Annotated in this window: 24 protein-coding genes, 1 tRNA gene and 2 pseudogenes; 16 read left to right on the top strand and 11 right to left on the bottom strand. The window is 55.7% G+C overall.

The window, feature by feature from the left end; genetic code table 11:
• Positions 1-16 precede the first annotated feature (16 nt).
• The 5 genes from CPPEL_RS06025 (at position 17) to der (ending at position 5,401) form a co-directional block, all read left to right on the top strand.
• Entirely contained in the window at positions 17-1,594 is a 1,578-nt protein-coding gene (locus CPPEL_RS06025; RefSeq protein ID WP_123960277.1) for a cation:proton antiporter, read from the top strand.
• A 66-nt stretch (positions 1,595-1,660) separates the two neighbouring features.
• Positions 1,661-2,200 carry an SMC-Scp complex subunit ScpB gene (gene scpB, locus CPPEL_RS06020; RefSeq protein ID WP_123961255.1) on the top strand — a complete coding sequence of 180 codons (540 nt, stop codon included), beginning with the start codon at positions 1,661-1,663 and terminating at the stop codon, positions 2,198-2,200.
• Positions 2,201-2,258: 58 nt separating this feature from the next.
• Positions 2,259-3,176 carry a pseudouridine synthase gene (locus CPPEL_RS06015; RefSeq protein WP_164470386.1) on the top strand — a complete coding sequence of 306 codons (918 nt, stop codon included), beginning with the start codon at positions 2,259-2,261 and terminating at the stop codon, positions 3,174-3,176.
• Positions 3,177-3,887, top strand: coding sequence for a (d)CMP kinase (gene cmk / locus CPPEL_RS06010; protein ID WP_123960276.1), 711 nt, complete (start codon positions 3,177-3,179; stop codon positions 3,885-3,887).
• Positions 3,887-5,401 carry a ribosome biogenesis GTPase Der gene (gene der, locus CPPEL_RS06005; RefSeq protein WP_123960275.1) on the top strand — a complete coding sequence of 505 codons (1,515 nt, stop codon included), beginning with the start codon at positions 3,887-3,889 and terminating at the stop codon, positions 5,399-5,401. The genes cmk and der overlap by 1 nt, the downstream gene beginning before the upstream one ends.
• A gap of 18 nt (positions 5,402-5,419) precedes the next feature.
• On the opposite strand, the gene CPPEL_RS06000 is transcribed toward der, so the two are convergent.
• Positions 5,420-6,217: a class I SAM-dependent methyltransferase gene (locus tag CPPEL_RS06000; RefSeq protein ID WP_123960274.1), complete on the bottom strand. Its 798-nt coding sequence runs from the start codon at positions 6,215-6,217 to the stop codon at positions 5,420-5,422.
• Positions 6,218-6,406: 189 nt separating this feature from the next.
• Here CPPEL_RS06000 and CPPEL_RS05995 point away from each other — a divergent pair, with 189 nt between their 5' ends.
• A complete protein-coding gene (locus CPPEL_RS05995) occupies positions 6,407-7,654 on the top strand; it encodes an alpha/beta hydrolase (RefSeq protein WP_164470385.1) in 1,248 nt (415 codons plus the stop codon).
• 74 nt (positions 7,655-7,728) lie between these two features.
• On the opposite strand, the gene CPPEL_RS11370 is transcribed toward CPPEL_RS05995, so the two are convergent.
• From CPPEL_RS11370 to CPPEL_RS11335, 4 genes and pseudogenes are all read right to left on the bottom strand, one after another.
• Positions 7,729-7,980, bottom strand: a complete 252-nt coding sequence (locus CPPEL_RS11370) for a winged helix-turn-helix domain-containing protein (protein WP_164470326.1) — start codon at positions 7,978-7,980, stop codon at positions 7,729-7,731.
• Positions 7,977-8,270: a response regulator gene (locus CPPEL_RS11365; protein ID WP_342767964.1), complete on the bottom strand. Its 294-nt coding sequence runs from the start codon at positions 8,268-8,270 to the stop codon at positions 7,977-7,979. The genes CPPEL_RS11370 and CPPEL_RS11365 overlap by 4 nt, the downstream gene beginning before the upstream one ends.
• Positions 8,255-8,911: pseudogene (locus CPPEL_RS11360) on the bottom strand (hypothetical protein); the annotation flags it as partial. The pseudogene CPPEL_RS11360 and the gene CPPEL_RS11365, both read right to left, overlap by 16 nt.
• A gap of 73 nt (positions 8,912-8,984) precedes the next feature.
• Positions 8,985-9,128, bottom strand: a pseudogene (locus CPPEL_RS11335) (hypothetical protein); the annotation flags it as partial.
• 96 nt (positions 9,129-9,224) lie between these two features.
• Between CPPEL_RS11335 and CPPEL_RS11415 the strand changes: the two are divergent.
• Positions 9,225-9,521: a GNAT family N-acetyltransferase gene (locus CPPEL_RS11415; RefSeq protein WP_123960272.1), complete on the top strand. Its 297-nt coding sequence runs from the start codon at positions 9,225-9,227 to the stop codon at positions 9,519-9,521.
• Between the two features lie 70 nt (positions 9,522-9,591).
• On the opposite strand, the gene CPPEL_RS05980 is transcribed toward CPPEL_RS11415, so the two are convergent.
• Complete coding sequence (locus CPPEL_RS05980) at positions 9,592-9,849, bottom strand: Txe/YoeB family addiction module toxin (protein ID WP_123961253.1); 258 nt, start codon at positions 9,847-9,849, stop codon at positions 9,592-9,594.
• A gap of 1 nt (position 9,850) precedes the next feature.
• Positions 9,851-10,105 (bottom strand): type II toxin-antitoxin system Phd/YefM family antitoxin, encoded by a 255-nt coding sequence (locus CPPEL_RS05975; protein WP_123960271.1) that lies wholly within the window; start codon positions 10,103-10,105, stop codon positions 9,851-9,853.
• Between the two features lie 267 nt (positions 10,106-10,372).
• On the opposite strand from CPPEL_RS05975, the gene CPPEL_RS05970 reads away from it, so the two are divergent.
• The 8 genes from CPPEL_RS05970 to CPPEL_RS05935 all read left to right on the top strand — a co-directional run bounded on the left by CPPEL_RS05970 (position 10,373) and on the right by CPPEL_RS05935 (position 18,867).
• Positions 10,373-10,942 (top strand): helix-turn-helix domain-containing protein, encoded by a 570-nt coding sequence (locus CPPEL_RS05970; protein ID WP_123960270.1) that lies wholly within the window; start codon positions 10,373-10,375, stop codon positions 10,940-10,942.
• A gap of 1,333 nt (positions 10,943-12,275) precedes the next feature.
• Entirely contained in the window at positions 12,276-12,770 is a 495-nt protein-coding gene (locus tag CPPEL_RS05965; RefSeq protein WP_123960269.1) for a hypothetical protein, read from the top strand.
• 624 nt (positions 12,771-13,394) lie between these two features.
• Positions 13,395-13,937, top strand: coding sequence for a hypothetical protein (locus CPPEL_RS05960; RefSeq protein ID WP_123960268.1), 543 nt, complete (start codon positions 13,395-13,397; stop codon positions 13,935-13,937).
• Positions 13,938-14,715: 778 nt separating this feature from the next.
• On the top strand, positions 14,716-14,895 hold the full coding sequence (locus tag CPPEL_RS05955) for a hypothetical protein (RefSeq protein ID WP_123960267.1): 180 nt from the start codon (positions 14,716-14,718) through the stop codon (positions 14,893-14,895).
• A gap of 114 nt (positions 14,896-15,009) precedes the next feature.
• Positions 15,010-15,390 (top strand): hypothetical protein, encoded by a 381-nt coding sequence (locus CPPEL_RS05950; RefSeq protein ID WP_123960266.1) that lies wholly within the window; start codon positions 15,010-15,012, stop codon positions 15,388-15,390.
• An 83-nt stretch (positions 15,391-15,473) separates the two neighbouring features.
• Positions 15,474-16,268 (top strand): aldo-keto reductase family protein, encoded by a 795-nt coding sequence (locus CPPEL_RS05945; protein WP_123960265.1) that lies wholly within the window; start codon positions 15,474-15,476, stop codon positions 16,266-16,268.
• A gap of 1,107 nt (positions 16,269-17,375) precedes the next feature.
• A complete protein-coding gene (locus CPPEL_RS05940) occupies positions 17,376-17,699 on the top strand; it encodes a hypothetical protein (RefSeq protein WP_123960264.1) in 324 nt (107 codons plus the stop codon).
• An 88-nt stretch (positions 17,700-17,787) separates the two neighbouring features.
• A complete protein-coding gene (locus tag CPPEL_RS05935; protein ID WP_123960263.1) occupies positions 17,788-18,867 on the top strand; it encodes an AAA family ATPase in 1,080 nt (359 codons plus the stop codon).
• A 1,902-nt stretch (positions 18,868-20,769) separates the two neighbouring features.
• Here CPPEL_RS05935 and CPPEL_RS05930 read toward each other — a convergent pair.
• From CPPEL_RS05930 to CPPEL_RS05915, 4 genes are all read right to left on the bottom strand, one after another.
• On the bottom strand, positions 20,770-21,960 hold the full coding sequence (locus CPPEL_RS05930) for a tyrosine-type recombinase/integrase (protein WP_123960262.1): 1,191 nt from the start codon (positions 21,958-21,960) through the stop codon (positions 20,770-20,772).
• Between the two features lie 145 nt (positions 21,961-22,105).
• Positions 22,106-22,179 (bottom strand) — tRNA-Pro (locus CPPEL_RS05925).
• Positions 22,180-22,257: 78 nt separating this feature from the next.
• Complete coding sequence (locus CPPEL_RS05920) at positions 22,258-22,641, bottom strand: YchJ family protein (RefSeq protein ID WP_123960261.1); 384 nt, start codon at positions 22,639-22,641, stop codon at positions 22,258-22,260.
• A 1-nt stretch (position 22,642) separates the two neighbouring features.
• Positions 22,643-23,821 (bottom strand): bifunctional alpha/beta hydrolase/OsmC family protein, encoded by a 1,179-nt coding sequence (locus tag CPPEL_RS05915; RefSeq protein WP_123960260.1) that lies wholly within the window; start codon positions 23,819-23,821, stop codon positions 22,643-22,645.
• A 204-nt stretch (positions 23,822-24,025) separates the two neighbouring features.
• On the opposite strand from CPPEL_RS05915, the gene secA2 reads away from it, so the two are divergent.
• On the top strand, positions 24,026-26,320 hold the full coding sequence (secA2, locus tag CPPEL_RS05910) for an accessory Sec system translocase SecA2 (RefSeq protein WP_123960259.1): 2,295 nt from the start codon (positions 24,026-24,028) through the stop codon (positions 26,318-26,320).
• The last annotated feature ends 118 nt before the right edge of the window (positions 26,321-26,438 follow it).

Genomic DNA, 26,438 nt, shown 5'->3' with positions numbered 1-26,438 from the left:
GAGGTCATTAGGCACTATGGAAGTTCTCATCGGTCTCGTCGCGTTGTTGTTTGCAACGGTGACAATGGTGGCGATCGGCGACCGAACCGGGCTTCCCTGGCCTCCGCTACTTGCGGTGCTTGCTGGTGTGGCAATGCTGTTTCCGAGCATTCCAGAAAACCAGATCCCCGCGGAGCTGATGCTCCCGATCTTTATCCCACCTTTGCTGTGGGCACTGGCACGAAGAACGAGCTGGGCGTCCATTCGTAGAAATTGGCGCATCGTGGTGCAGCTTTCGGTGCTCTTGGTGATTATCACCGCCTTTGCCGTTGGCCTAAGCGCCTACCTGCTCGTTCCCACCCTTTCTTTTGCTGGTGCCGTCGTCATTGGTGCGGCGATCTCACCACCTGATCCGGTTGCCGTCGATGCCGTGGCAGAGCCTGCCGGTGTGCCACGTCGCCTGACTAGCACGTTGCAAACAGAGGGTCTTTTTAACGACGCCGCATCCATCGTGGTGTTCAACCTTGCCTTAAGCGTATTGCTCAGAGGCGAAGAGATTGCCTGGTGGGCGGCGATTGCAGCCTTCTTCTACGCAGCCACCTCCGCGGTGGTCATCGGCTTTTTACTTGGTAGGGGAGCAGCCTGGCTGAATAACCGCTTAGATTCCGCCGTGGCTGGTAATGCCTTGACCTGGGTCATTCCTTTTGCCACCTTCATCATCGCCGAAGAAGTACATTCCAGCGGCGTGATCGCCATCGTTGTAGCAGCGATTGAATTTAACTCCAGAAATGGCGCTGGAGCCGAAGACCGCCTTTCTGGCAGTGCCTTCTGGGAAGTAGTAGAGCTGCTCTTTACTGGCGTGGCCTTCGGCTTGATTGGCCTTTCGGTGCGCACCGCCATGGACGAGGTTGGCGCAAGGATCTGGCACGCAGTCTGGATTGGTGTGGTGCTCTCCTTCGTTGCCATCGTGGTCCGGGCAATCTGGTTGTACATGATGTATCTGAGGAACCGTCGAAAAGGCCGCAGAACCGGTGCGCCACTTCGGCTCCAAGAAGTCCTGCTGCTGACCTGGGGCGGTATGCGCGGTCTGGTCACCTTGGCGCTGGTGCTTTCCATCCCGCCAACAGCCGGATTTGGCCTGTACTCCGAGCTACCGGTGATCGCCCTGGTGGTGCTGGTGGTGACCATGGTGATCCCTGGTTTGCTGCTGCCTTGGCTGATGAAGGTGCTCAACTTGGAGCAAGGCCCAGATGCTTTTGGCGACCAAGCCCGAGCACGGCTTGAGGCACGCGCACGTTTTGCCGCAGGCGAAGTGCTCGAACGCTACATCCACGACATTCCAGTGGAGCAATTAGAGGCACTGCGTCGGCGCTTTGAAGAAGATATCCACGTCGATGTCGATGAATCTGATCATGGTGCGGCCCAAGACCGAAAGAAGCGCATTGCTCAAAAGGCAGAACAGATGAACCGCGTGCGTCTTGAAGCCCTCTATGCCTCTCAGGCAGAGCTGCTGAGGGCACGCCGAGAACGCGATGTGGATCCGGTGATCTTAGATGAGGTGCTCTACGACGTCGATAGCCAAATCTTGGCTACAGAAAAGCGCCTTGCTAAGTAGCAGGTGAAAAGGAACTGGAAAAGAAATGGAGTGTGCCTAATGCACCCCACCAATGAGCACCTTCCAATGATTAGCCAATTGCGCAGCGCTATCGAGTCGATCTTGTTGGTGGCCGATGAGCCGGTGCAAGAAGGCGTGCTCGCCCGCGTTACGCAGGCCTCCGAAGAGCAAGTGCATGCCATCTGCGAGCAATTCCAGCAGGAGCTTGCCCAACGGGGTTCTGGCATGAGCCTAAGAAATATCGACGGTGGCTGGCGGCTCTATACCCACCTGGATAATGCCGAGGTGGTTGAGCGTTTCTTGCATGATGGCGCACAATCAAAGCTTTCTCGTGCGGCACTAGAAACCCTGGCGGTGATCGCGTATCGCCAGCCGGCTACCCGCGCCCAAGTTGCTGCGGTGCGAGGCGTCAATGTTGATGGTGTGGTGCGTACCTTGGTGCTTCGTGGGCTTATCCGCGAAGTTGCGGCAGATGAGGGCTCTCAGGCGCACCGCTATGAAACTACTGAATTGTTCCTGGAATTGATGGGCATTGAGTCTTTAGATGCGTTGCCGGATCTTGCTCCGCTGCTGCCGGATGTTGATAGCATCGACGAAGAGTTCTAGATAGGCTAGGCTAGATCTTCTTTAACATTTTCATACCTCTCACAGATAGGACGTATCCGTGACACCGACCGCTCGCCGTGATGGCACACCGGACAAAGGCAGGGGCCAGCAACGGCCCTCGTCGAAGAAGGCGACTAAGCCCCAAAAGGCGCAGAAGCAGCGCGCTTCGGAGATGATCATCTCCAATGCGAAGCCGGCTCGCCATCAGCACAAAGCCCCAGATTTAGATCAAGCTAAAGCTGGTGAGCCTATTCGTTTGCAAAAAGTGCTCGCCCAGGCTGGCGTAGCCTCCAGGCGCCATTCCGAGATCCTGATCGACGCAGGCCGCGTGGAAGTCAATGGCCGCGTGATTTCAAAGCAGGGTGTTCGCGTTGATCCGAACACCGATATCATCCGGGTGGATGGCGTTCGCATCAACGTCAACGAAGACATGGAGTACTTCGTGCTGAATAAGCCTCGTGGCGTGCAATCGACCATGAGTGATGAGATGGGCCGCGCTTGCGTGGGCGATATTGTGAGCGAGAAAATTGCCGCTGGCCAGCGCCTTTTCCACGTTGGTCGCCTCGATGCCGATACCGAAGGGCTGTTGTTGCTTACCAATGATGGTGAGCTGGCCAATCGCCTGACCCACCCGAAGTATGAGGTGGCCAAAACCTATCTCGCCACCGTGCAGGGTGAGGCCGATCGTGCACTCATTCGCCGCTTGCGTGAAGGCATTGAGCTTGACGACGGCCCCGCGAAAGCAGATTTCGTGCAGATCATCGATGTGTATGAGGGTCGTTCGCTGGTGCGTGTGGAACTCCACGAAGGCCGCAAGCACATCGTTCGTCGCATGCTCAAAGAGGCAGGGTTCCCGGTTGAGCGCCTGGTGCGCACCAAGCTGCATACCGTTCAGCTTGGCGATATGAAGCCAGGTGGCATCCGTGCACTCAACCGCTCTGAATTAAGCAGCCTGTACAAGGTGGTGGGGATGTAAATGCAGTACCAAGATCTACGCAATTGCCCCGAGGGGCTCATCGTGGCCGTGGATGGCCCTTCGGGTGCTGGTAAATCCACGGTGTGCCGCGCTGTTGCCGAACGCTTTGGTGCCAAGTACTTAGATACTGGTGCGATGTACCGGGTGGCCACGCTGCACGTGTTGCAGCAAGGCATCAACCCCGAAGACACCGATGCCGTGATTCGCAGTACAAGCTCATTGCCGCTGGAAATCAACGCTGATCCGAAGTCTAAGGAAGTCTTGCTTGCTGGCAGCGATGTGTCTGCAGAAATCCGCGGCCCTGAGGTGACAGCCCATGTGTCTGCTGTTTCTGCCATCCCGGAAGTACGCCACAACCTTGTCGCCCTCCAGCGTGCCCTTGCCTTGCAGGCAGGCCGTTGCGTGCTCGATGGCAGGGATATTGGCACCCATGTGCTTGTTGATGCACCGCTGAAGATCTTCCTCACCGCCTCTGCAGAGGTACGTGCGCGTCGCCGTCACGAGCAAGACATTGCCGCTGGCCGCGAAAGCGACTACGAGGCAGTGCTCGCAGATGTGCAAAGGCGCGATACCGCAGATTCCACCAGAGCTACCTCGCCGCTGCGCCCGGCCGAAGACGCGACGATGGTGGACACTTCAGATATGACGCTTGAGCAAGTGATCGAGCGCATCACCGAATTGCTAGTTGCTTCGGCAGAAAGGGCGAGCTAATGAGCGAGGAACCCCAAGAGTTCAACCAAGCACCCGATGAAGGGCCAGAGGAGTTCTTCTTCGATTCTGAAACCGAGTTCTTCCAAGAGATCAACGAAGAAGACTTCGCCGATGCAGATTTCGGTGAAGACTATGACGAAGAAGACTGGTCTGCGCTCGAAGCTGCCCTCGGCATTGAGCAGGACCCTCACCTGCGTGAGGATCTATGCACCGTGGCAATTGTTGGCCGCCCCAACGTTGGTAAATCCACGCTGGTCAACCGCTTCATTGGACGTCGAGAAGCTGTGGTGGAAGATTTCCCTGGCGTGACCCGCGACCGAATCTCCTACCTGGCGGATTGGGGCGGCAAGCGCTTTTGGGTGCAAGATACCGGCGGCTGGGATCCGAATGTCAAAGGCATTCACGCAGCGATTGCCCGCCAGGCCGAGATGGCCATGGATACTGCCGACGTGATCATCATGGTGGTCGATACCAAGGTGGGCATCACCGAAACTGATGCCGTGATGGCCAAGATGCTCCAGCGCGCAACGGTGCCGGTGATCCTGGTGGCCAATAAATTCGACTCGGATAATCAATACGCCGATATGGCAGAGTTTTATGCCCTTGGTCTTGGCGATCCCTGGCCCGTATCTGCACAACACGGCCGAGGTGGCGCCGATGTGCTCGATCAAGTGCTGAGCTCCTTCCCCGAAAAGCCACGAGCAAGCTCCATTGTGGAAGGCCCTCGCCGCGTGGCATTGGTGGGCAAGCCAAACGTGGGCAAGTCTTCGCTTTTGAACAAGATCTCTGGCGAAGATCGTTCCGTGGTGGACAACGTTGCAGGCACCACCGTGGATCCGGTGGACTCTTTGGTGCAACTTGACCAGCAGCTTTGGCGATTCGTGGATACAGCCGGCCTGCGCAAGAAGGTCAAGCAGGCACAAGGCCACGAGTACTACGCATCCCTGCGCACCCGCGGCGCCATCGATTCGGCTGAGATTTGCATCTTCATGATCGATGCCTCCGAGCCCGTATCCGAACAGGATCAGCGTGTGCTGGGCATGATCTTGGACGCCGGCAAAGCCTTGGTGCTGGTGTTTAATAAATGGGACCTCATGGACGAGGATCGCCGTTGGGAACTCGACCGCGAGCTCGACTTGCAACTGGCGCACATTCCCTGGGTCAAGCGTGTGAATATCTCCGCAAAAACCGGCCGTGCGCTGCAAAAGATCGAACCGTTTATGATCGAAGCGCTCGAGAGCTGGGATAAGCGAGTCACTACTGGCCAGCTCAACACCTGGTTGCGTGCCACCATCGCCCAGAACCCGCCGCCAATGAAAGGTGGGCGAGTACCGCGTGTGCTCTTTGCCACGCAGGCATCGACCCGCCCGCCGGTGATCGTGCTGTTTACCACCGGGTTCCTTGATGCGGGTTATCGTCGTTACTTGGAGCGCAAATTCCGCGAGCAGTTCGGATTTGAAGGCTCGCCGGTGAAAATCGCCGTGCGTGTGCGCGAACGCCGCTCCAAACGCTAAGCGCGCAGCGTGCCGCCGCTAATGACGCCTCAGCGCAAAAGCATCGTGGCGATAGGGCAAGGTGACTTCTCCTTCTGGGTCAAGGCCTAGGTAGTCGATATACCAATCGAGGTTCGAGGTCATCTTTGCCCTGGTGTTTGGCGATGCCCGCAGCCAATAGGAGCGCGTGTGCATCAAGGTGTGCAGATCAGCTACCGGCAGTGTTTGGCTAAAACGGCATCGAAGCGTTTGATCGATAACCAACTGTTTGCCGATGTTTGGCACGAAGCCCTCGGCGAGTGTGTCGCCGGCGTGGGTGATTCGGGTAAGCCTATGTACCCAAGGTACTGCCACGTCGAGGGTGTTCCAGAGCAGTACCACCACACCATCGGGGCGGAGCACGCGGGCAAATTCGCTACTGGCGGCCACCGGGTCGAGCCAGTGCCAGGTTTGGGCGCAGGTGATGAGGTCTGCGCTGGCGTCGACAAGCCCTAAGGCCTCGGCCTTGGCCTGCATGCACGGCAACGCATGGTGAAAGCGAAAATGCATGAGCATCTCTTTGCTCACATCACTGCCCAAAACGTGGGCGCGGGGGAAATGTTGGGCTAATTGCTCGCTGAAGATCCCGGTGCCGCAGCCTACGTCGATAATGTTGGCGTTTTGGGCAATGCCGCACTGATCGAGCAGAGAAAATACCTGCTCAGGGTATCGGGGGCGCACGCGGTGATAGGTGTCCATCTCGCTGCTAAAGGCCTTGGCTTGTTGCTCGCGGTGCTTGGCATCGCGGAATTTTGGAGCGTGTTGCCTGGATTTCGGCGGAATTGGGCGCTGCGTCACGTTGCCTGATCTTAGCCAACCGGGCCGAGGGCTAAGGCAAGGGCTATGCCAACGGCTATGGCGATGGCATGCGCTATGGCGATGGCAAAGACAAGGGCAACGGCAAGGGCGATGGGAAGTAGGCGGGAAAATGCTGGGAACTTACTGAATCCACTTGGCAATCCATTGCATTTGCTGAACACTACTTTCATGCACTTTGTCCAAGAACTCAGCCTGACCGCCCCAGTGGTGGTGTGGGCTGCAACAGCAGTGCTCTTAGCCAGCGCACTGCTCAGCCTGTGGCTGCTACTGCAAAGACGCGGCCTACGCACCACTTTGCTAGTAGCACTCGGCGTTGTGGCCAGCGTTGTTGCCGTGCGTTGGTGCATCGAAGATCTCTGGCGGCCATTTCCCGATGCCATCCCTTGGCAAATCTACGCCGGTGCAGGGGTGTGCTTCGTAGCCATCGCCGCGCTGTGCCTTGCCCGCAAGCGTGTGCTGCTGGTCCTGGCTTTGGCATTGAGCCTGCTCAGCACCTTGATCGTGGGCAATAACGTGTATCAGCTCTATCCCACCATCGGCAGCGTGGTAAATAACGAGCACGCAAAGAAGATGCAGTGGGATGAATTTCAGGCGGCGCTGAAAACCAAGACCTTGCCCCAAGACCAAGGCGTGCACATCAGCCTTCCACTGGACTCACCACAGTCTGGGTTCAAGGCAAGAACCGCGCAGATCTACCTTCCGCCTGCATACTGGCGCAGTGATACCGCCTTGCCGGTGGTGGTGATGATGGCGGGTAATCCCGGCAGGCCAGAAGATTGGTTTGGAGCCGGGATGGCCGATCGCGCAGCAGATCAATACCAACAAGCACACGGGGGAGTAGCACCGATTATTGCCAGTGTTGATGCCACTGGTAGCTATACCGCCAATCCCGGCTGTACCGATAGCCCCGGAAGTAATGTGGCAACCTATTTGGCTAAAGACGTCCCTGAGCAGCTAAAAAAGAAGCTCAACGTGGACCCAGATCAGCAGCATTGGACCATTGGCGGCCTCAGCTACGGCGGCACCTGCGCATTGCAGATCGCTACGAACGAGCCACAGGCCTATGGCAATTTCCTTGATTTCTCAGGTGAGTGGGAACCTAATATTGGGAGCCACGAACAAACGGTGAACAAGCTCTTTGAGGGTTCAGAGGAAAAATTCAAGGCCCATAATCCGGCCGATCTTTTGCAAGCGCATGAGCACGACGGCCGCTATCGCCACCTATCTGGGCTGTTTATCGCAGGTGATCGCGATAAGCAGGCGGTGCATGACCTCCAAGCTCTGCAACAACGAGCCGCTGCAGCCGGTATCAATAGCCAATTCCGCACGGTCAAAGGCGGGCACGATTTTGGCACCTGGCGCACAGCCTTTGAACAAAGTCTGCCGTGGGCGGCAAAGCAAGGAGGTTTGGGATAGCTCGCAAGAGCCATCGCTTTTCGACGTCCCACGCAACAATTCCTCACGCCCCAACCGGGGTGCAGGTCTTGGGGCTAGACCACCATCCGGTAGCCCACGCCTAGCTCAGTGATCAGGTACTGCGGATGGCCTGGGTCTTTTTCCAATTTCTGCCGAAGCTGAGACATATATACCCGCAGGTAATTCGTCTCTTTGGAATACGCCTGCCCCCACACGGCCTGAAGCAGATCCATCTTGTGCACCAATTGGCCTCGGTGGCGCAGCAGGTATTCCACGATGCCCCACTCCCGCGGTGTGAGGTGCACAGGTTGGCCTTCAACAGTCACAGTGGAACTTTGAAGATCAAACACCACACGCTCGTCGGCGGTGGTGAGAACCGGCTTTTCTCCTTCCTTATCCCCGAAGCGCGGCGCAGCACCGCGCGCACTCGGGCGAGTAATTCACCAACAGAGAATGGTTTGGTGATGTAATCGTCTGCGCCTTCGTCTAAAGCGTTGATCTTGCCGGGTTCGTCGTGGCGTGCAGAAACGACGATGTTGGGAAGCTCGCTCCACTTGCGCACAGAACGCAGTACTTCCAAACCGCTTAGATCCGGTAAACCTAAGTCCAATAACATGACGCTGGCTGCCAGGATCCGATGATCTTGAGGGCCTGGCTGGCGGTGGTGGCCACTTTCATCTCATAGCCCCTGGCCTTGAAGTTCACCATAACGGCGTTTGCCAATGGAACGTCATCTTCAACCAGCAGAACCCGCTCGGCCTCTAGCGCTGCGGTTGCTTGCCGCGTCGCGTCGATTTCTTGGCGGTCGATCATCGCGGTGATCCGGGCGCCGTGAGCTTCGATCATGGAGAAGTGCTGCGGGGTGAGTTCACCGCCGCCAACCACAAGCCGCAGGCCGTCGCCCACACCTACGTGCGTAGGTTTCGTATCTACAGTCCAGGGTGCGCTGATGCCTTGCTCATCGGTGGTCTCCAGCGTCACCCACATCTTTCGCTCCTGGCTATAGCGTTGCAGATCGACGCGACGCAGGCGGAAGGTTTGGCTTAAGCGTGTAAGTAGTTGGGGAATATCGTCCCCGTCGTGCACCACGCCTCGGGCTAAATCGGAAAGCACCATGGCCTGGCCAAGGCGTTGCGTTGCCTGGGCGCGACGCCGCTCGGACAATTCCACCACCCACGCCACCGCGGCGGCGATGATGAGGAAGAAGATGATCTGCGTGAGGCTTTCGGGTTCCGTCACGGTAAAGGTGTGCGTTGGGGTGGTAAAAAAACCAGTTGGCCAGCAAGGAGCCGGTCACCACCGTAGCAAGTGCTGGCAGTAAACCGCCGGCAAGTGCTGCAAGCACCACCACGGTGAGATAGCCCAGCAGCAGTGCGCCCAAATACTCCGGCTGGAGGTTCAGCGGTAACACCGCGGCGGTGAGCAGAGGAGGCCCGAGCAAGGCGATGAGCCACCCCGTTAGCAGTCGCGTCATGCTAAAGCGACCGGTATTGCGGGAGCGTTTCTTTGCTGTGTGCTCTTCGCGTTCCACGGTGGACACGATGTGGACGTCGATGGGCCAGACCCATCGATGATGCGTCCGCTGAGGCCACCGCCGAAGATACGACTAATACGCCCTCTTGGGTATGGTGTCGTTCCTCAATATCGACGCCAGGGTCGTGCCACAGAAATCTTGCGGCAGGCAATTAAGCGAACGCGTGAGCGCTGGAAAGAGGGGGACATCCCAGGTGCGACAGAAAATGGACAGATCCTCGTGACCTGTGACGATGACAACGTTGGATCCATAAGAGTCATTGAGGCGTGCGGAGGAGTGCTGGAAAACCGCGTGAACAACAACGGTCCAGTGGTGCGGCGTTATTGGATCTAGTTGCTGGATTAGTACTAAAGATTGGTTCAAGCAGGGGAGGGGGGCAGTAGTCAGGTGCAGGGGGGGGGGCTTAGCCGTAGTGGTAGCGGCAGGATGCAATACGAATCTCGTTGTCTATTGTCCTGTACACCAGGCGATGTTCATCAGTGATGCGCCGTGACCAGTAGCCAGCCAGACTATGCTTGAGCGGCTCCGGTTTCCCGATGCCCTCGTTGCCATTGCGGTCGATGTCCTTGATGAGTTGGTTGATGCGTTTCAACGTTCTGCGGTCTTGGGTTTGCCACCAGAGGTAGTCTTCCCAAGCGTTCTCATCCCAGACCAAGAGCATGCTAATCATCGATGAGAGAGTGCTCGCTGCCTCGGTTTGCCTCGAGTCTGTCTATCGACTCGAAAAGTCGACGGGCATTGGCTGGTGATCGGAGCAGGTAGGCGGTCTCTTTGAGGGATTCGTATTCTTCCAGGGATACGATAACGACTGATTCGTGACCCGCGCGGGTGATGATTGTTTCCTCGCGGTCATTCACCACGTCGTCGAGGACTTTGGCGTAGTTCGCCCGCGACTCGGTGTAGTTCATTGTTTTCATTGCGGCCTCCTGTACAGGAAACTGTACGGGATGATGTGGCTCATGACAATGGTGGCCTAGCTCGAGTTGTCGGGAACGTTGACGTCACTAAGAAGCCCGGGCGGTTGCGAGCGAGGCCCCGAATTATGAGCTAGCAGGTAGCTTTTCGACGCCATCTGCGGCAGATTTGCTCCGCCGACTTTCCACTGGTTCTGCGCACATTGGGCTGGGCCCAAGTGCTGAGACTGACTCCGATAGAGGGGGATTGCTTTGGTTCTTGGGGTAGAGATGAAACGCAGAGCCGCTAGCTTGGCGATTATCGACCTAGAAGAAGCATTGTTTGTCTATCGAGAAAGGCGCGGTATGCCGGCGCTGACCAAGGAAATTGTGGCGGAGCTTTTAGCCAAAGGCATGAGCCAAACGGCGATTGCGAAAGAATACGACGTGAGCAGGCAATACGTTCACATTCTGGCAAAGAGTGCAGGTTATAAGCCTTTTAGCTCTAGGCTCGTCCGAGACAACCTACCTTGGGAAGATATCTCCTCTGAACACGACGACAACATCGTTTTTCAGGCCATGAGGCTGCATGCCCGAGTGTGCCTAGGAGGTCGGGAGCAGATCCGAGGTAAGTCGCGCGACAAAGTCAACGCGATGTATAGAAAGCTACTTCGCTTTAATCAGGTGATCGACTACGACCCTAGCTATCCTCCCATGCCCGGTCTTTCTGGGACTGGAGGCTTCGCTTATGTGCCACGGCAAGAAAGCGATGAGGATTATATGATCCGGATTAAGCCTGGTGTTCGGTTGACAGAAGAAGGCAAGAAGATCTGGAAGATGCCCAAAGAGCTGCTCGAATGAGAAGGTATCTAGGGGGCACACCGGGGTTTGAATGCGGTGACCATACTGAGGCGCTCTAGCCATGAAAAGGATGTTGGTTGCCACGGAAAACAATACGATTCTCAGTTCTGCAAGCAACGCCACACAAGGTTTAGATCGGCCAGAGAAGATAACGAAGCTCTGCCTGGGCAGTTCATGAAAAAGAGGTAAAGGCAACGTTGGGTTTATCCCGCATCGAAAGCTGAAGTACCACGAACCAAAAAGAAATTGAGCCGGGTAATTAAGCTACCCGGCTCAATTTCCTAAGAGGGAGTATTTACATGTGTAAATACACACTCAGCCAGTTTACAGATTTGAAGTTTACACCGGGTTTAGGGTCATCGCTTGCAACGACACGCCGGAAGTGTGGAGGAGGCAAATTTTAATTAGTTGTGTTCCCTCATCCGAAATCCGTCAGTGGCAGTGGAATATGGAAAACGGCCTTGGAGCCAGATTTAAAACTTGCGCCTTCACGGCTAGTGGTCGGACTGACATCGCTTCCGAGGGTTGGGGCAACCTCCGAATCGACGCTTCCTTTAAGACGGTTCGGGAGGCTATTCGCTTCAAGGATCAACGACTCAGATCTGTGAGCTGTAAAGATGGGCAATGGACCGCACTGGGTAGCGAGAGACGTGGCCGAGATGCTCGGCTCCATTGGCGAAAAAGATGAACCCGCCGTCTAGATTATGGCGAAAATAGTAGGCGTTCAGTGTCGATCCTTGGTGGCGAGCGGCAACGCATAGTGATTACCGGAGCGGGACCAAACTCAGCGAATCTTCGATTCAAGCGCCCGAAGGGTTTGAGGAGCCTAGAACAGCGTTTTGGGAAAACAGGCCATGCCGGGGTTCTGGCAATGGAGCAGCACCAATGTAAAGGTGCCCCGAAAGGCATGGGCAGGGTAGCGAAGCTACCCTGCCCATAACCCCCAAAGGAGGAGGCCTTTGATGTGTATATACGTTTTGTAGAATACAGCGGGCCTGTGACTAGTGCGGGCAACGACACGCCGGATGTTCGGGGGAAGCAAATTTCATTTCGTCGGTTTTCCCGCTCAAAGCCCATATAAGGCAGTGACTCAGTCTTAAGTAGTGGAATAGAGAAAAAGGCCGTGAGGCCGGAAGTTTTAAACTCCGGCCTCACGGTTGGTTGTCGGACTGACAGGATTTGAACCTGCGACCCCTTGACCCCCGCGAGGGGCAAAAGGAACTCCGAAGTGATACCGCTTTTAGTGGGTTTTCACTACCCGCCTTGGACATGACCATACACCAACGTTAGGGCATAACCGTGCCCTTGAAGTGGACATGTCGAGGAGGCAGGAATGACCACAACCAACTTGAAAAGTAAGACCGTAACCGCCAACAACGGGGCGGTAATCCATCTGCACACCAACAATCGCCGGGATCCATTGGATGCGATGCAACAGGCCGAAGACTACGGACATAAGCACAACGCTTTTCCGGAGCCAGCGGGGCTAGTGGGTTTTGCTACACCGCAACAACTGGAGCGAGTCAAAGGCGCGCTGGCTAATCTCCCAACACAGCCGATGCACAACGACCTGATTATCTCCGATGTGCCAGGAACTCTGTTCGCCAACGTCGAAGATGGACAACTGTTTGTTATGGCAGATGCAGATCTGCCCTTGACTGATACCGCCTACCTTGTGGTGTGGAAGTTTGTTGCAGACCACAGCCTTGTGCCCTTCAAGCTGAAGGTTTGGGAGGACTCAACAACCGCGTGTGGCGAGTCACTCTCATGGTGGTTCGCTCCCGCTAGCGATCAACCGGAACCACCCGTAGACGGTGCAAATTCCTAGCTTGAAGTAGCAGGTAGCGCTGACGGCATACACCGGGGTTCGAGTCCCCGGAGCGCACTAGGCCTCCGGGTCTATTTTCCACCTGAACGAGGAAAGCCCCCGTAGCTTACAGCTCGCAGGGGCTAGACCGGCCAACTTCGGGCAGGAAATAAAAACCGATCCGCCACTAACGATACACGAAAAGGTAGGTGTCAAACAACCCGCGTAAAACCGTGGCGCGGGCGTCGTTACTCACGAGGGTTAGACGAAAACCAACTTCGGGCGTTTATTGGGAAAACTGTAAGAAACTGGGTTTGACGCCGATCCAGTCGCCACGCACGGTTGCAAGCCGTGAAGCGCCAACAACCACAATCTGAACGATTCTGTAAACGGTCTTGAGTCTTTGGGATTGAAGGTTGCGGGAGCCGTGCAAGCCTGATCCGCTTGCTAAGTGGCCATGCGCTAAGACCCCACGCACTATCCAGCGTGAAGGGTCTAAACGTCGTGGGATAGCAACGGTTTTCGGTTCAAAGGGCAGGCAAGCTGGGCAGGCTATCCAGCGAGGGGCAAACTATGTTTTCGTTTAGGCACCGCCACCGGAACAACCTACCGAAGAACACCCAAGCCCCCGATACAGTAAAGAACGTGAACCAGACACGTTTAACCCCTGAGTTGGTAGCCGGATTATTGGCCGAAGGTAACAGCCAATCCGGCATAGCAAGAACCTTCGGAGTAAGTCGCCAACACATTCACTACCTAGCCAAACGGGCGGGTCTTACCGCCGAAGCAGGGGAGATAACCCAACACCTACCCTGGGATGTAGACCAGGTAAAGCACGGCAACAACGTTATTTTGCAGTCGCTACGAGCGCACGCCCGATACAGGTTGCAAGGGCTAGCCGGGGTGCAGGGATCAACCAGAAAACGCCTAGCAGCGTTCTACCGAAAAATAACGGTGTTCCAGCAAGTCGTAGACTTTGATCCGAGGCAACCACCGATACCGCGTGTTTCTTCAACGGGCGGGTTTATGTTCACACCGCGCACCAACAGCGACGGTGATTACCTTATTCGGATCCGCAACGGGTTGCACTGGACGGAAAAAGGAAAAACCCTCTGGTTACAGCCCACCACCGAAGAAGTAGAAGCCCTCACAGCCGTTTTAAGCGAAGAAAATAATCCAAAGGTGTAAAACCATAGAACACACGTTCTAACGCGGGAGAATAGCTTACAGCGAGTTTTAGGGGACTGTTTCGAGATGGAGCACCCTTATGCCTAGCAGTGGCGGGTTCGGTCATCGCTTCGAGCAGCGCTGCATCGGAGTTGTGTAACCGTGTTTGGATTCGGGCGTGCCTAGGGTTCCGGTAGCCGGTAAACGTCCTTTAGCTTTACAATGAACGACTAAAACACCCTAAACGGGGGTTCATTATAGTGATATTGCTCTCATTTACTTGACAAAAGGGGTCCAAAATCCAGTTTGGACACCTACATAATAAGTGAGAGGTATTTTGCCCAACTGCACTTGCTTATTGTTAATTTTGTCACAAACAGGTGTTTTTTAGGCGGAAAACTGAAAAGTTACACGTACTTAACTAATGAAGGGTAATTCCTTCGTTTGTGATGCTGACTTTTTTCAAACTTAGCCCGCGTGGATTCGTTCCACCGGAGCACTAGACGCGCGGTAAACCCGCGTAACTCCTCGAAGCGGGTATTAGCGACGCCCGTTTTCTCCTCCTGATGGTTGCCAGGCACCGTTACGAGCCGTTGTTGGTTTGTAGCGGTGCTTGGGTTTTCTAGCTGAACCACCCGGAGTAATTAACCGCGCTTGAGGCGCGGTGTTGTTGTTCTGATACGTCCTTACGTTGCTACGGAGCCATAGCCCCCACGAAGCGGGCAACACCGACTTTCCGCCATTGGGGCGGATCATTTTTTATCACCGAAAACATAGCGATAGAAAGGAGGCATTTTCCATGCTCACACCACGCCAAAGAGCAATGCAAACGGAGTACACCAAACGCTACCGACGTGAACAAGCACGCCGTAGGCAGTGGCTTAGTGACATTGCCGATGCCGTAGGCATCACGGTTCGCCAACTCACCACGGAACCAAACGCACGGGCGATTATTGACGCCTTACGCGACAACAAGTAACCCCCGGACGCGCTAACACGACCAGGGGTTTTCGACCGTCTTCCCATAAGCCAACGGTTGCGGAACGGATCCGCTACTCAACAGGGAAAACACAACCAAGTCAAGGAGAAACACATGACCCTACCGCTTAACGGAGATGGGGTGCTGCACAAAGTAGCGAGCGCCCTAAACAACGCCGGTTTGACCCCGAAGGGATCAGCCGGAGCAGCACTTTCTGAACATCTAGGAGCACGGCCTACCGCCGTGGACTTGCTAACCGAAGCAACCCGAAGCCAAGCATGGAAGGTTGCGTATCAATCCGCCCTAGATCTGGGAGTCTCCAAGGATGAAGCAGCAGCGTTTGCCGATGAACACCACGGACGAGTTGCCGAAGCGTTGGAGGAGCGAGAGCGCGCACAACCGGCTATTGATCCATCACAAGGCCACGGTAGCGGGCTAAAGCCACGCCCGCATGATGCCCTACTCGAGTCCGTTATGACCACCATCGGACGCTAACACCAACGTCACAGTGACGTAACTAAACCAAACCCAAGACCGCGGTTCAACACCGTGGCTAAACCGACCATAGGAGGTTACACATGTATGCCGATACCCCGTCTATTGACTTGCTACTAAACGCGGGTCTACAACACCCCGAAGGCGTTGCAGACGCTCTGCAAAAAGCCGAAGAACTCCAGTTGCTCCAAACCCCTGAGAAGCCAATGATGGACTTCACCAACCTAGACAAGTCCACCAAAGCCTTGACTGATTGGTACGCACACCACGGAGCCAAGCCGGGGGAGCGAAGCCGGTTTGAACAAGCGGTAGCCGATCACCTCAAACAATTGGATGGGCTACTGAAAGAAGCAGCAGCGTTGAACTTCGAGCACTACCTGAAACAGTTGGAGGTGTGGTTGGAGGATGTAACCCCACGCTACGTTGAGGCTATCCAGCAACTACCCGCTGAAGGGTTCGATGCTCGAGACCTCACCAACTTCACCCCTGAACAATTCGAGGCGTACCAGGCAGCGAAACAGGCAGCGAGCGAACTTGCTGGGATCATTCAAACCCTGCAATCCATTGCCGATCTTTTGCCACACAACGAACGATGCAAGCCGGAGAGTCGTGTGTTCCTAATCGCTGACTACAACAGCCTGGAAGAAGGGTTGCTGTGTGTTCGTGCAGAAGCGCTGAACAACCACGCTCCGGACGTCTACCGCGCCATTAACCCGTGGCTAGCAGCGTTGGTGCGCAACGGCATCACGTTCAAACTTGAGGCACCAAAGGTCGCCAACGAAAAGAAAGAACAGCTAGAAGACGGCTACAACGCCCTGGAAGATACCGAACGTAGGGATGTGGCACGCCGGGTGGATGCGCGCCTAGGCACCGTCTAGGCAGGTGTATGCCAGGGATGTACCGCCTACGGGTGGTGGGGATACGTACAGCCGGGTAGGAGGGCACCCGGCTGAGTGGTTGGGAAGGGAGCCGGGGTACAGCCCCGGCCTGGGATGGGCACCCGGATGCACGGGTGCTAGGGCAGGGCTAGGCACCCCTCTGGGGACAGGGGGCAGGGGTGCCCCCTCCCGCCCTGGGGTGCAGGGTGTAGGCAGGTTGGGTGCTTGCACTTGGGTTTATCTACAGCGGGTTACTTGCACCCGCTACAACAGCTTCCCCCCGTGGGTTAAGGGATCCGGTTCGTTGGTGGCACGGTTACGTGCGCCTGTTTCTTATCGGAGGTGTGTTACGCCAACGTTCCGGTGCTTCCAGACCCCCAGGGGGGGGGTTCCCCCTCCCCACCCGGAAGACCTGGCGTGACTGCGGGAGCCTGGTCGTGTACGGGATAGAAGCCGACCTAAACCCCTACTGACCTCACGTTATAAGAAAGGCGCTATAGGTTCTGTGAACCTGCACCGCCCTGGCTATAAGACGGGGCTTTTTTATTTAACCAATTGTCCTAACCATTAGGAGGAGCCAATGACCTATCGCAACGGAGCAACCGTTGAGCAGCAACGAATGTACAACCGGCGGTACGGGCAACAACAACGGATGTTGCGCCAATGGGTAGACCACGTTTGCCAAGGCACCGGACTAAGCCGGGCTGAACTTATCTCCGAAGACAACGCAACCAAAGCCATTGAAGCTATCGGGGGTGGCCGGTAATGGCGTACCGCGTCCACTCGAAACAATGGAAAACCGAACGAGACGCCCTAGAAGTCGAGGGCAAACGACGTTGCACCGGGTGTAAACGTGTTCGGGCGCTGACACAGTTCCACAACGACAAGCACGGCTACCACGGCATCCACAGTCGCTGTAAGGCCTGTGTGAAGGCCAGGCAACAAGTGTGGCGCTCCGGAGATGCTTCACTCCGAAGCAAAGTCAAGTATGCACGCGACCACGCAAAGCAGCGGGGTAAGCCGGTAGAAGCGTTCACAGCCCCGGAGTTGCTGGAGCACTGGAGGCAGCAGGGCTTGGAGCCGGGTAGGTGCGCTTACACCGGAGCCGTGATTGAACAACTCACAGGCCGTACCCAAGAAGCGTTGCAGTTGGATCACGTCACGCCGTTGAGTGATCCCGAAACGCCGGGAACAACGTTGGGCAACCTGGTGCCAACCTCCAGGGGCTTTAACGAGTTCAAGAACTCGAGGCACTTTGTTGTGGCCGTAGCCGAATGGCATAAGCAGAACCGTTCGAACAATCAACCGCCCGAAGCGTTACTGAACTACAGCCACAGCACCTGGAGCGATACCCCTTACAGGGGAGAGCCTGTAGAAGCCGTTTTAAGCGGTTTAACCAGCGGTAACGAGGGTGAAGACTATCCGGACTGAAACACCCACTGAGAGGGGCTTGTAGCGCCGTTTTCGAACGGCTGTGCTACATTCGTTCGAACAAACATACGAGGAGGCAGGAGAATTAATGGAAAACGACTACTACACAGAAGACGAAGAAGGAAACGTGATGCTTACAGACATGGGAGAGGTAGCAAGATCGGTGTATATCGCCCGGAGTCGCTACGGGCTACGCCCCATTTTCGATGTACCACGCCCCGGTGTTGGTGACTTTTGGTTAATCCCCGGATTGGTGGCGACCACCACCACGCTTGTTTACGGAGAGTCGAAAACGGGTAAGTCCTTTTTAGTGGCGAACCTTGTCGAAGCGTTGTACAGCGGTAGGGAAGTGCTCGGCCAAACCCCAACCAGCAGCGGGGTTCGTTCGCTGATTATCACCACGGACTATCAAGGCATCGAGGAATACCGGGAAAGATTGGAGGTTATCGGGGCTGATCCGGAGTGCGCCTTGAGTGTTCGGGCTGAACGTATGGCGGAACCGGAGTATTGGTATCACTTAGCCGTAAACGCTGAAGCCGAAGGTATCGGTGTTGTGGTGCTAGACCACGCCCACGGGGTAATCGGTGGTGAGGACGTAAACGAACATCGGCCATGGTATCGGCTTTGGAACGAGTACCTAGGAGAATTTACCCGCCGGGGTATTGCCGTGGTGTTGGTGCATCATTCTTCGGATAGTCGCTTCCACGGATCGAAAACGCACCGACCACAAGGAAACAGCGCAGCGACACAGTACGCCCGCGTTCGTGTTGAGTTGGATAAACCGGGAGATTCGCCTACCAGCTTTAAGCGAGTGGTGAAGTCGGTAGCCAACAACGGTGAACCACTTAACATTGTGTGTGACCTTGATCCCGAAGCAGGGCGTTTATTGCTCCGGGAGCACTCCAGCACCCCCAAGCAACAACGGTCTTCGGAGACGTTGAACCGCAACCAACGTATTGCAACCTTGGCTGTGCAAAGCAAGCTCACGACTGTTAAGGACGTGGCTAACTACGTTGCTGAACAGATACCGGAGCTACAGGCAGCAACGCTGGAAAAGCGAGGCCTGAAAGAACTCGAAACAGCCGGACTACTCGCCCCGAAGCAACGGAGCAAGCCGTTCACCTACGGAGAAAAACACCCTGAACGAGCTAGTTTGAACGTGGGGTAGCCAAAACACCGGAAAACGGTGTTTGTGCAGGTCAAGTGGTGTTTTTACTTTGCCACACTTCGGATGTGGGGAAGCCGTGGTGAGTGTTGCATTTATGCAGGTCACAGCGTTGCCACTTACCACACCCCACCCCCTTATATGAACCTGTCGGTTCAATATCCCCACTTACTAACTTTCTCTGGAGCTAGCCCGTAAGGCTAGCGACTTCGGGAAGTGAAATTCTTATGAGCGCCTTAGGGGGCGCTCTAAGGATTGAACCACTGAGTATTGGTCGCCTTAGGGGGCGACCTACTGACAAACACAGGAACCTACTTGTTGGTTGCTGTGGTTGTTCAAGGTTGCGGTAGGTACGAAGTACCGAACGTAACCGTTGGAAGTGGTTAGGTATCGCCCCGGCTTTTGAGGCCGGGGCTACAAGGTAGTTACTGGATTGAACATAACCGCCTTACAGCGGTTATAGACTTTAACCAACAACGCGGAGCCACGAAGCTCCGCTTTTTAGTGTCGTTCATTCGTAGATTCACCTGTTCATCTACTCATTCACTTGTATAGGGGTATTCAACTACCCGGAGTGTATCGGCCTCCGAAGAAGGCCGAAGATTGATAGTGCTCCGAAGGTTTGCTCAACCTCCGAAGCGAAACAGTAACCCGCCTGAACGTTCATGTACGGGCATCAACCCGCCTAGCGTTATTGCAAAGGGAGCCCCGTTTCGGAGCCCCCTTTGAGAAGGTTCGGAAGACTATTTGCTCCGGAGATCCGCACAAGGGATCGACGGTGGTGTGTAACCGTGGATGGAATAGGGAAGAAAGAGGATACTCAAACTTGAGTACCCTTGGAGGCTTCCAAAAGGCAAAGGTAATTACCGAAGCCGAACATTGGGTGAAGATGAAAAGGGTAGGCGTTCAGTGCCCACCCTTGACGAAGACGAGGCTGGCATCAATCGAGTTGATGCCAGGTCTAGCAACGGGGTTTTGAGAACCGCAAGCACGGGGCTTACACGACCCCGGAGTGATGGAATAACGCTCTCTAAGCCCGTCTAAGGCAACGAAACGTTGCTGGCTATGGTTTACCCTACCCGGAAGGTTTAAACGCTTTAAAACAGCGTATAGGGAATACGGGCAGCGTTTCCAGGTGCCTAGCCAGTGGATTGTGTGCTGAACGGGGTATGCCCGGTGTAGACCGGGCGTACCGCCCTAAACCCCCGATAGACGCGGGGGTTTAGGGGGGTACAAAAGTGCCCTTAAGTTAGAGCAGGATAGACCAATTACCCTGCTCCTGACCCCCCGTAAAGGAGGACGTGCATGTAGACATACACACCTACAAGCTACACCGGGATTTAACGAACACGCGCAACGACACGCCGGAACGTGCGTAGATTGACCGTTACCGGCTCCGAAGTCACAGGTTGGGGAGAAGAAAAACCCCCTTTGATCTGCGAAGTACACAAATTTGCGTACCAGCTTTAGACGCTATCGAAGGTTTACCGACCCGTGGCATACGTGGTTGCGAAGGTGGCAGCGACGGATCTAACTGTGTGTCGGTAACGTTTGCACCGGCCATAGCGGTGTGTGTTGGTTTGTTCCACCCTCCGGTTTCCGTGGGCTTTTTAGTTCGTGAAGGGTACACAAATTTGCGTACCCTTTTGCATTTACGGGCTGTTGTTGCTCGGGAAGGATACACAAACAGGTGTACCCTTTTCCTGCTGAAAATGGATCGACCTGATACGCCCCATGCGCGTAGCAGCTCCGTTGGTTCCAAAGGGGAGAACCGGGGCTACAGCCGTTCCGGTGCTGTTTTGATAGCCGATTTGTAGAACACCCGTTCTAAGGCCTTGAAGGTCTCCAGCAAGGGTTAAGTGTGTCCGTGGCTGTTTTAAGTCGTGAGAGGCCGTTACAGCGCGTTTATGGCGTATCTAGACCAACGTTTACAGCTTCCATGAGTTCAGCCGGACGATGTTCACGAACTTTCATGTACACACCAACGATGGTGGACACGTCGGTTTGCCCAAGTATTCGGCCAATCTCCTTCGGTGTAGCGCCTTGTTCTGCCAACCTGGTGATTAACCAATTCCTGCCGTAGTGGGGAGTAATGTCGCTGCACACCCCGGCTTTATCTTTCGCCCGATGGAACATGGAGCGAAACGAAGTATCCAGGACAACAGCACCGTTTTTGGTGGTGGTCACATAATCTTCGGGGTGCTCCGTGTACTTATCCACGCCCCTACGTATGAGTGACTGAAACTCTTTCAGCACGGGCACTGTTCGGTAGCCCGCTTTGGTCTTTGGTGGGTTGCGTTGCATGAACACGTGGCCGTTACCATCGGGCACGCGAGATAGCGTGGCCTCAACCGTAACGGTTAGCCGTCCGTTGTCTTGGGTAATGTGCTTACGCTGGAGCGCTAACGCCTCACCAATCCGTAGACCGTGAAACAGGCATAGGCAGGTTGCTACCCGGTAGTTGTCTGGAACCGCGTCCAGAATTGCTTGCAGCTCCGCCGTTTCAGCTAAACGCTTATCTTGTTTCGGGGGATTGTTTCGGGCAGCTCTAATTTGCACCGGGTTCACGGGTATATCCCCGCGTTCAACGTAGACGGCCAACACCGCCTTTAAGCGACCGTAAGCGCGTTTGTTGCGATCCGGTGTATCCGGATGTTTCAGCGCAATATCGTTCCACCACGCTAGGACATGGCGGGGTTTGAGCTGGTCAATTCGGATACTGCACAACGCCCGGTGGTTTAACACGCGGGTATCAATAATGTTTCGGTACGTCGTGAGTGTTGAAAGACGCACGAGGCCTTGACGCTGTTGTATCTCAAGATCTTCGAGCCATTCCACCACCGCAACACCGACTGTTGGGAGTTGATCCCCGGATTCGTTGCTGTCTACTTCGAGTGGTGAAACCCCGATAGAAACGAGGCGTTTGGCTTGTGCAAGCCACGCTAGAGCGTCGAGTTCTGCCTCAAACGTGAACGGGGCTTGACGCCGGTAGCCGTCGAAGTCGGTAAACCGTGCTTGGAACCGACCCGATTTAAGTTCACGGACGCTGCCGAAGCTGGAGCGTTTGTGCCCTTTTCGTGCCCTTTGCCTGGTCATGTGTGCCCTTCCCTAAGCAGTGCGAACCGTGTCGGTGTTCGCACGATTAGCGATAATTCGCTAAACTGAACGTGTCTTAGGCAGGTAAAACAAGAAAACACCGCTAGGCCAGAAGGTAAAATACCCTCTGACCTGCGGTTATCAGTCGGACTGACAGGATTTGAACCTGCGACCCCTTGACCCCCAGTCAAGTGCGCTACCAAGCTGCGCCACAGTCCGCCATTGCTTTTTGCAACTGCTACAGGTTACAACGAGCAATGCAGAAATGACCAATCAGCAGGTCAATAAGGATTTCTGCTAAGTATTCACGATGCCGGAAGTATAGACCCACGCACCGTTGAGGCGGCGGAAAAAGCTGCGCTCATGCTGGCTGCCCTTGGTGCCGTCGTGGTCATACCTGGCGATAAATTCCACCACGCCTTGATCATCGAAGAGTCCACCCCTATGGGTGTCTACGATCTGGAGGCTTTCAAAGGTGATGTCGGGGTCGAGCTCAAGAGAGTCGGGCACGGTGTTTGGATCCCAGGTTTGCAGCAAGTATTCGCGGTTTCCGGTGGCGAAGGCGCTAAAGCGCGAGCGCATCAAACGTTCGGCAGTAGGCGCCTTTTTCTCTCCGCTAAGCAGTGGGCCACAGCAGGCGTCGAAAAGCTGCGAGGAACCGCAAATACATTGCTTAGACACGCTATTCCTCCTCGATAGTGACCTTTGGGCCGAAGAGCTGCTCAATGCCGCTATTGCGGGCTGCGTAGAGCAATTCTTCACGCTCCTCGTGGCTAATATCGCCCTCGATGGCGATGCTGCGACGCAGATGCAGTTGATCATCGCTGCTCAGCGCGGTATTCACCTGCACCTCTACCTGCCCGATGCTGATCTTGGAGGCCTTGGCTGCCTCTCGCACGGCCTGCGAAGTAGAAGCTGCGATGGCAGCAATAATCATCTGCGTTGGCGTATAACCCAGGTTCTTTCCACCTGCGGTCTTTTCACGATCGGTGGTAAAGGTATGCGAACCGGTGTGCACAATATCGGCAAACTTGCCGGCACGGATGGAGCGAGCCACGGCAACACCTTCAGGAATGGTGTCCTGATCATCCAGGGCGCTATTCGGCACCATGTACTGATCAAACCAGGTGCGAATCTGGCGCGCCGCCGTTTGCGCAGCACCCTGGCGAGTAACGAGGTGATCAGCCTTGTGCAAGGTCACCAGCGACTTGGGGTAGCGGGTGAGCTGATAAATAAGCTGAGCATTTTCCACGCCCACGGTGGTATCGATCGGGGAGTGCAGAATCAACAGCGGCTTGCGAAGCTTGGGCAGGTAGGCCTCGGGGTTGGTTTCTGCCAGGTCCTCCAGGAACTCCCTGGAAATCGTGATCTCGTGCCCGCCCAGGGTGAGGGTGACGGCACCATTTTCATCTACCTCGCCAATGCGGTCGGCAAAGTGCAACACCGCGTGGGCTGGGTCGAAAGGCGCACCGATGGTGGCGACACCCTTGAGGTTTTTCAACTGCGTTGCAGCCTTCAAAGAGGCAGCACCACCAAGCGAGTGACCAATGAGCAACTGGGGTGCCTCATAGTGCTCAGTAATCCACTGGTTCACCGCGATGATGTCTTCAACGTTTTCGCTAAAGCTCGTCTCGTGGAAGTTGCCCTCCGATTGGCCAAGGCCCGGGAAATCGAAACGCAAACAAGCAATCCCCATCTCCGCCAAGGTCTTGCTCACCCTTGAAGCAGCAGGTGTAAAGCGCGAGCCGGTAAAGCAGTGCGCGAACATGGCAAAGGCCAACGGCGTGGTGTCGGGGAAATCGATGGTGGCGGCCAATTGGTAGCCCCGCGAGGAAGGCACCTTGACGCTCTCGGAATGCATTGGCTGATCAACGCTCCTTGGACGCAAATGAATATTAAACGGGAATGAAACGCCACCTAGCTTAAGGCAGCTAAAGCGGTGGGGTCACACTCCAGCAGTGTCGCGTTGATTAAGCTAGAGCAGGTATGCAATCTAGCTCACCTCAACCGGTGAGGAGCTCAGCGCAAGCAACCCTTTGAGCAGGGCAAAAAGAAAGGTGCAGCAGTGGCAGGATTTGGCTGGTTCTGGGATGCCATGGGCGGCAAGACAGGACGAAACCAAAAGCGAAGCAAGCAGGTGGTCGCGCAATCAGCGAAACTGCACCAAAGCATTGCTGGGCTCAGCGATCAAGAGCTGCGCCAGCAAGGGCACGCCCTTTGTGCCGATGGCAGTGTCCAAGATGCGCCTAAGCTGCTGGCGGTGCTGGCAGAGGCAAGTCAACGCACCCTCGGTTACACCCCATTCGAGGTGCAGTCGCAGGCGGTACTGCGTTTGCTTGAAGGCGACGTTATCCAGATGGATACCGGAGAAGGCAAAACCCTCGTTGGCGCCATGGCAGCTACCGGCTATGCCCTGATGGGTAAAACGGTGCATTGCGTAACCGTGAACGAATATCTGGCACGCCGCGATGCTGCGTGGATGTCGCCGCTGGTGGAGTTCTTTGGTTTGAGCGTGGCTCATATTGAAGAGTCGATGGATGCCCCGCAGCGTCGCAAGGCCTATCGGGCTTCGATCGTCTACGCCCCGGTGACTGAACTTGGCTTTGATGTGCTGCGCGATCAATTGATCACCTCCCGCGATCAAGCTGTGCAACACGGCGCAGATATTGCGTTGGTAGACGAAGCCGATTCGGTGCTCGTAGATGAAGCGCTTGTGCCCCTCGTGCTCGCCGGCAATGAACCAGGGGCTGCACCTGCCGGTCGTATCACCCAGGTGGTGGCGAAATTACGCCCCGAGCAGGATTTCTTAATCGATGGCGACCAGCGCAACGCATTCTTAAGCGAGACTGGCGCACGCCGGGTAGAGCAGATGCTCGGTATTGATTCCCTGTACTCAGATGAGCACGTTGGCCACACCCTTGTGCAGGTAAACCTGGCGCTTCATGCCCGCGCCATGCTCACCAGGGACGTGCACTATATCGTCCGCGACGGCAAGGTGGCATTAATTGATACCGCCAAAGGCCGCGTGGCTGAACTGCAGCGCTGGCCCGATGGTGTGCAAGCCGCCGTGGAGGCAAAAGAGGGGCTTGCCGTGACCGAGGGCGGGCGGATCCTCGACACGATCACGCTGCAAGCGCTCATGGGCCGATACCCCCGTGTGTGCGGCATGACGGGCACGGCTGTGGAGGCCACCGATCAGCTCCGGCAATTCTATGATCTGCGCGTATCTGTGATTCCTCGTAATAGGGAAAACCAGCGGATTGATTACCCCGATCGGATCTATGCCACAGCCGAGGAGAAATTCGACGCGATCGTCGAAGATATTGCCGCCTTGCACCAAGCAGGTCGCCCAGTGCTCGTTGGCACCCATGACGTATCAGAATCCGAGCAAATTGCTGCGCAGCTTGGGCAGATGGGCATTGCCGTTAATGTGCTGAATGCAAAAAATGATGAAGAAGAAGCACGCATCATCGCTGAGGCTGGTGATCTTGGCAGGGTGACGGTTTCTACCCAAATGGCCGGCCGCGGTACCGATATTCGCCTTGGTGGCGCAGATGAGCGCGATCGCGATGCCGTAGTAGACCTCGGCGGGCTTGCCGTCATTGGTACGGCGCTGCATCGTTCGAAGCGCCTAGACCAACAACTCCGTGGCCGCGCAGGACGACAGGGCGATCCCGGATCCAGTGTGTTCTACGTTTCGCTTGACGACGACGTAGTCCAGGTCGGCGGTGCAGGTGAATCTGTTACAGCGCACCCGGATGCTGACGGCCTCATTGAAGATAAGCGTGTGCGTGACTTTATCCAGCACTGCCAGCGTGTGACAGAAGGCCAGCTTTTAGAGATCCACTCTCAGACATGGAAGTACAACAAGCTGCTTGCAGATCAGCGTGTGATCATCGACGAACGCCGCGCAAGCCTGCTTGATACAGAGGCAGCCCTTGATGCCTTGCGCGAGCATAATCCGCAGCGCGTAGAGGAGTTAGAGCAGCGCTATGGCCATGAGCTGATGGTGCAGGCTGCCCGTGAGCTTTTGCTGTATTTCTTGGATATGGGCTGGAGTGATCACCTGGCGCACATGGATGATGTGCGCGAGTCGATCCATTTGCGCGCCATTGCTCGCGAAACGCCCATCGATGAATTCCACCGCATTGCCGTGCGTGAATTTAAGCAATTGGCCCAATCTGCACTGCATCAGGCTCAAGAGGCCTTTGACACGGTTGAGATCGATGCCACAGGTGTGCACCTGGAAGATGCAGGTTTGGCCCGCCCGAGTGCTACGTGGACCTATATGGTCAGCGACAACCCGCTCAGCGGTGGCGGTAACAGCGTATTGCGCGGAATAGGGGCAATCTTCCGTTAGGGAAGCGGCCTGTAGCCTGCGGTAATAGGGATTCTATTCTGGCTATGCTCTCTTGATTGCCACGGAGCCGCTATGATGTAAACCATTATCAGAGCTACAGGCTCCTGCAGAGGGGTGA

The sequence above is a fragment of the Corynebacterium pseudopelargi genome, from assembly GCF_003814005.1.
GTDB lineage: Bacteria > Actinomycetota > Actinomycetes > Mycobacteriales > Mycobacteriaceae > Corynebacterium > Corynebacterium pseudopelargi.
Note: the sequence above shows the minus strand (reverse complement) of the source record. Positions and strands in the feature narration are given on the sequence as shown.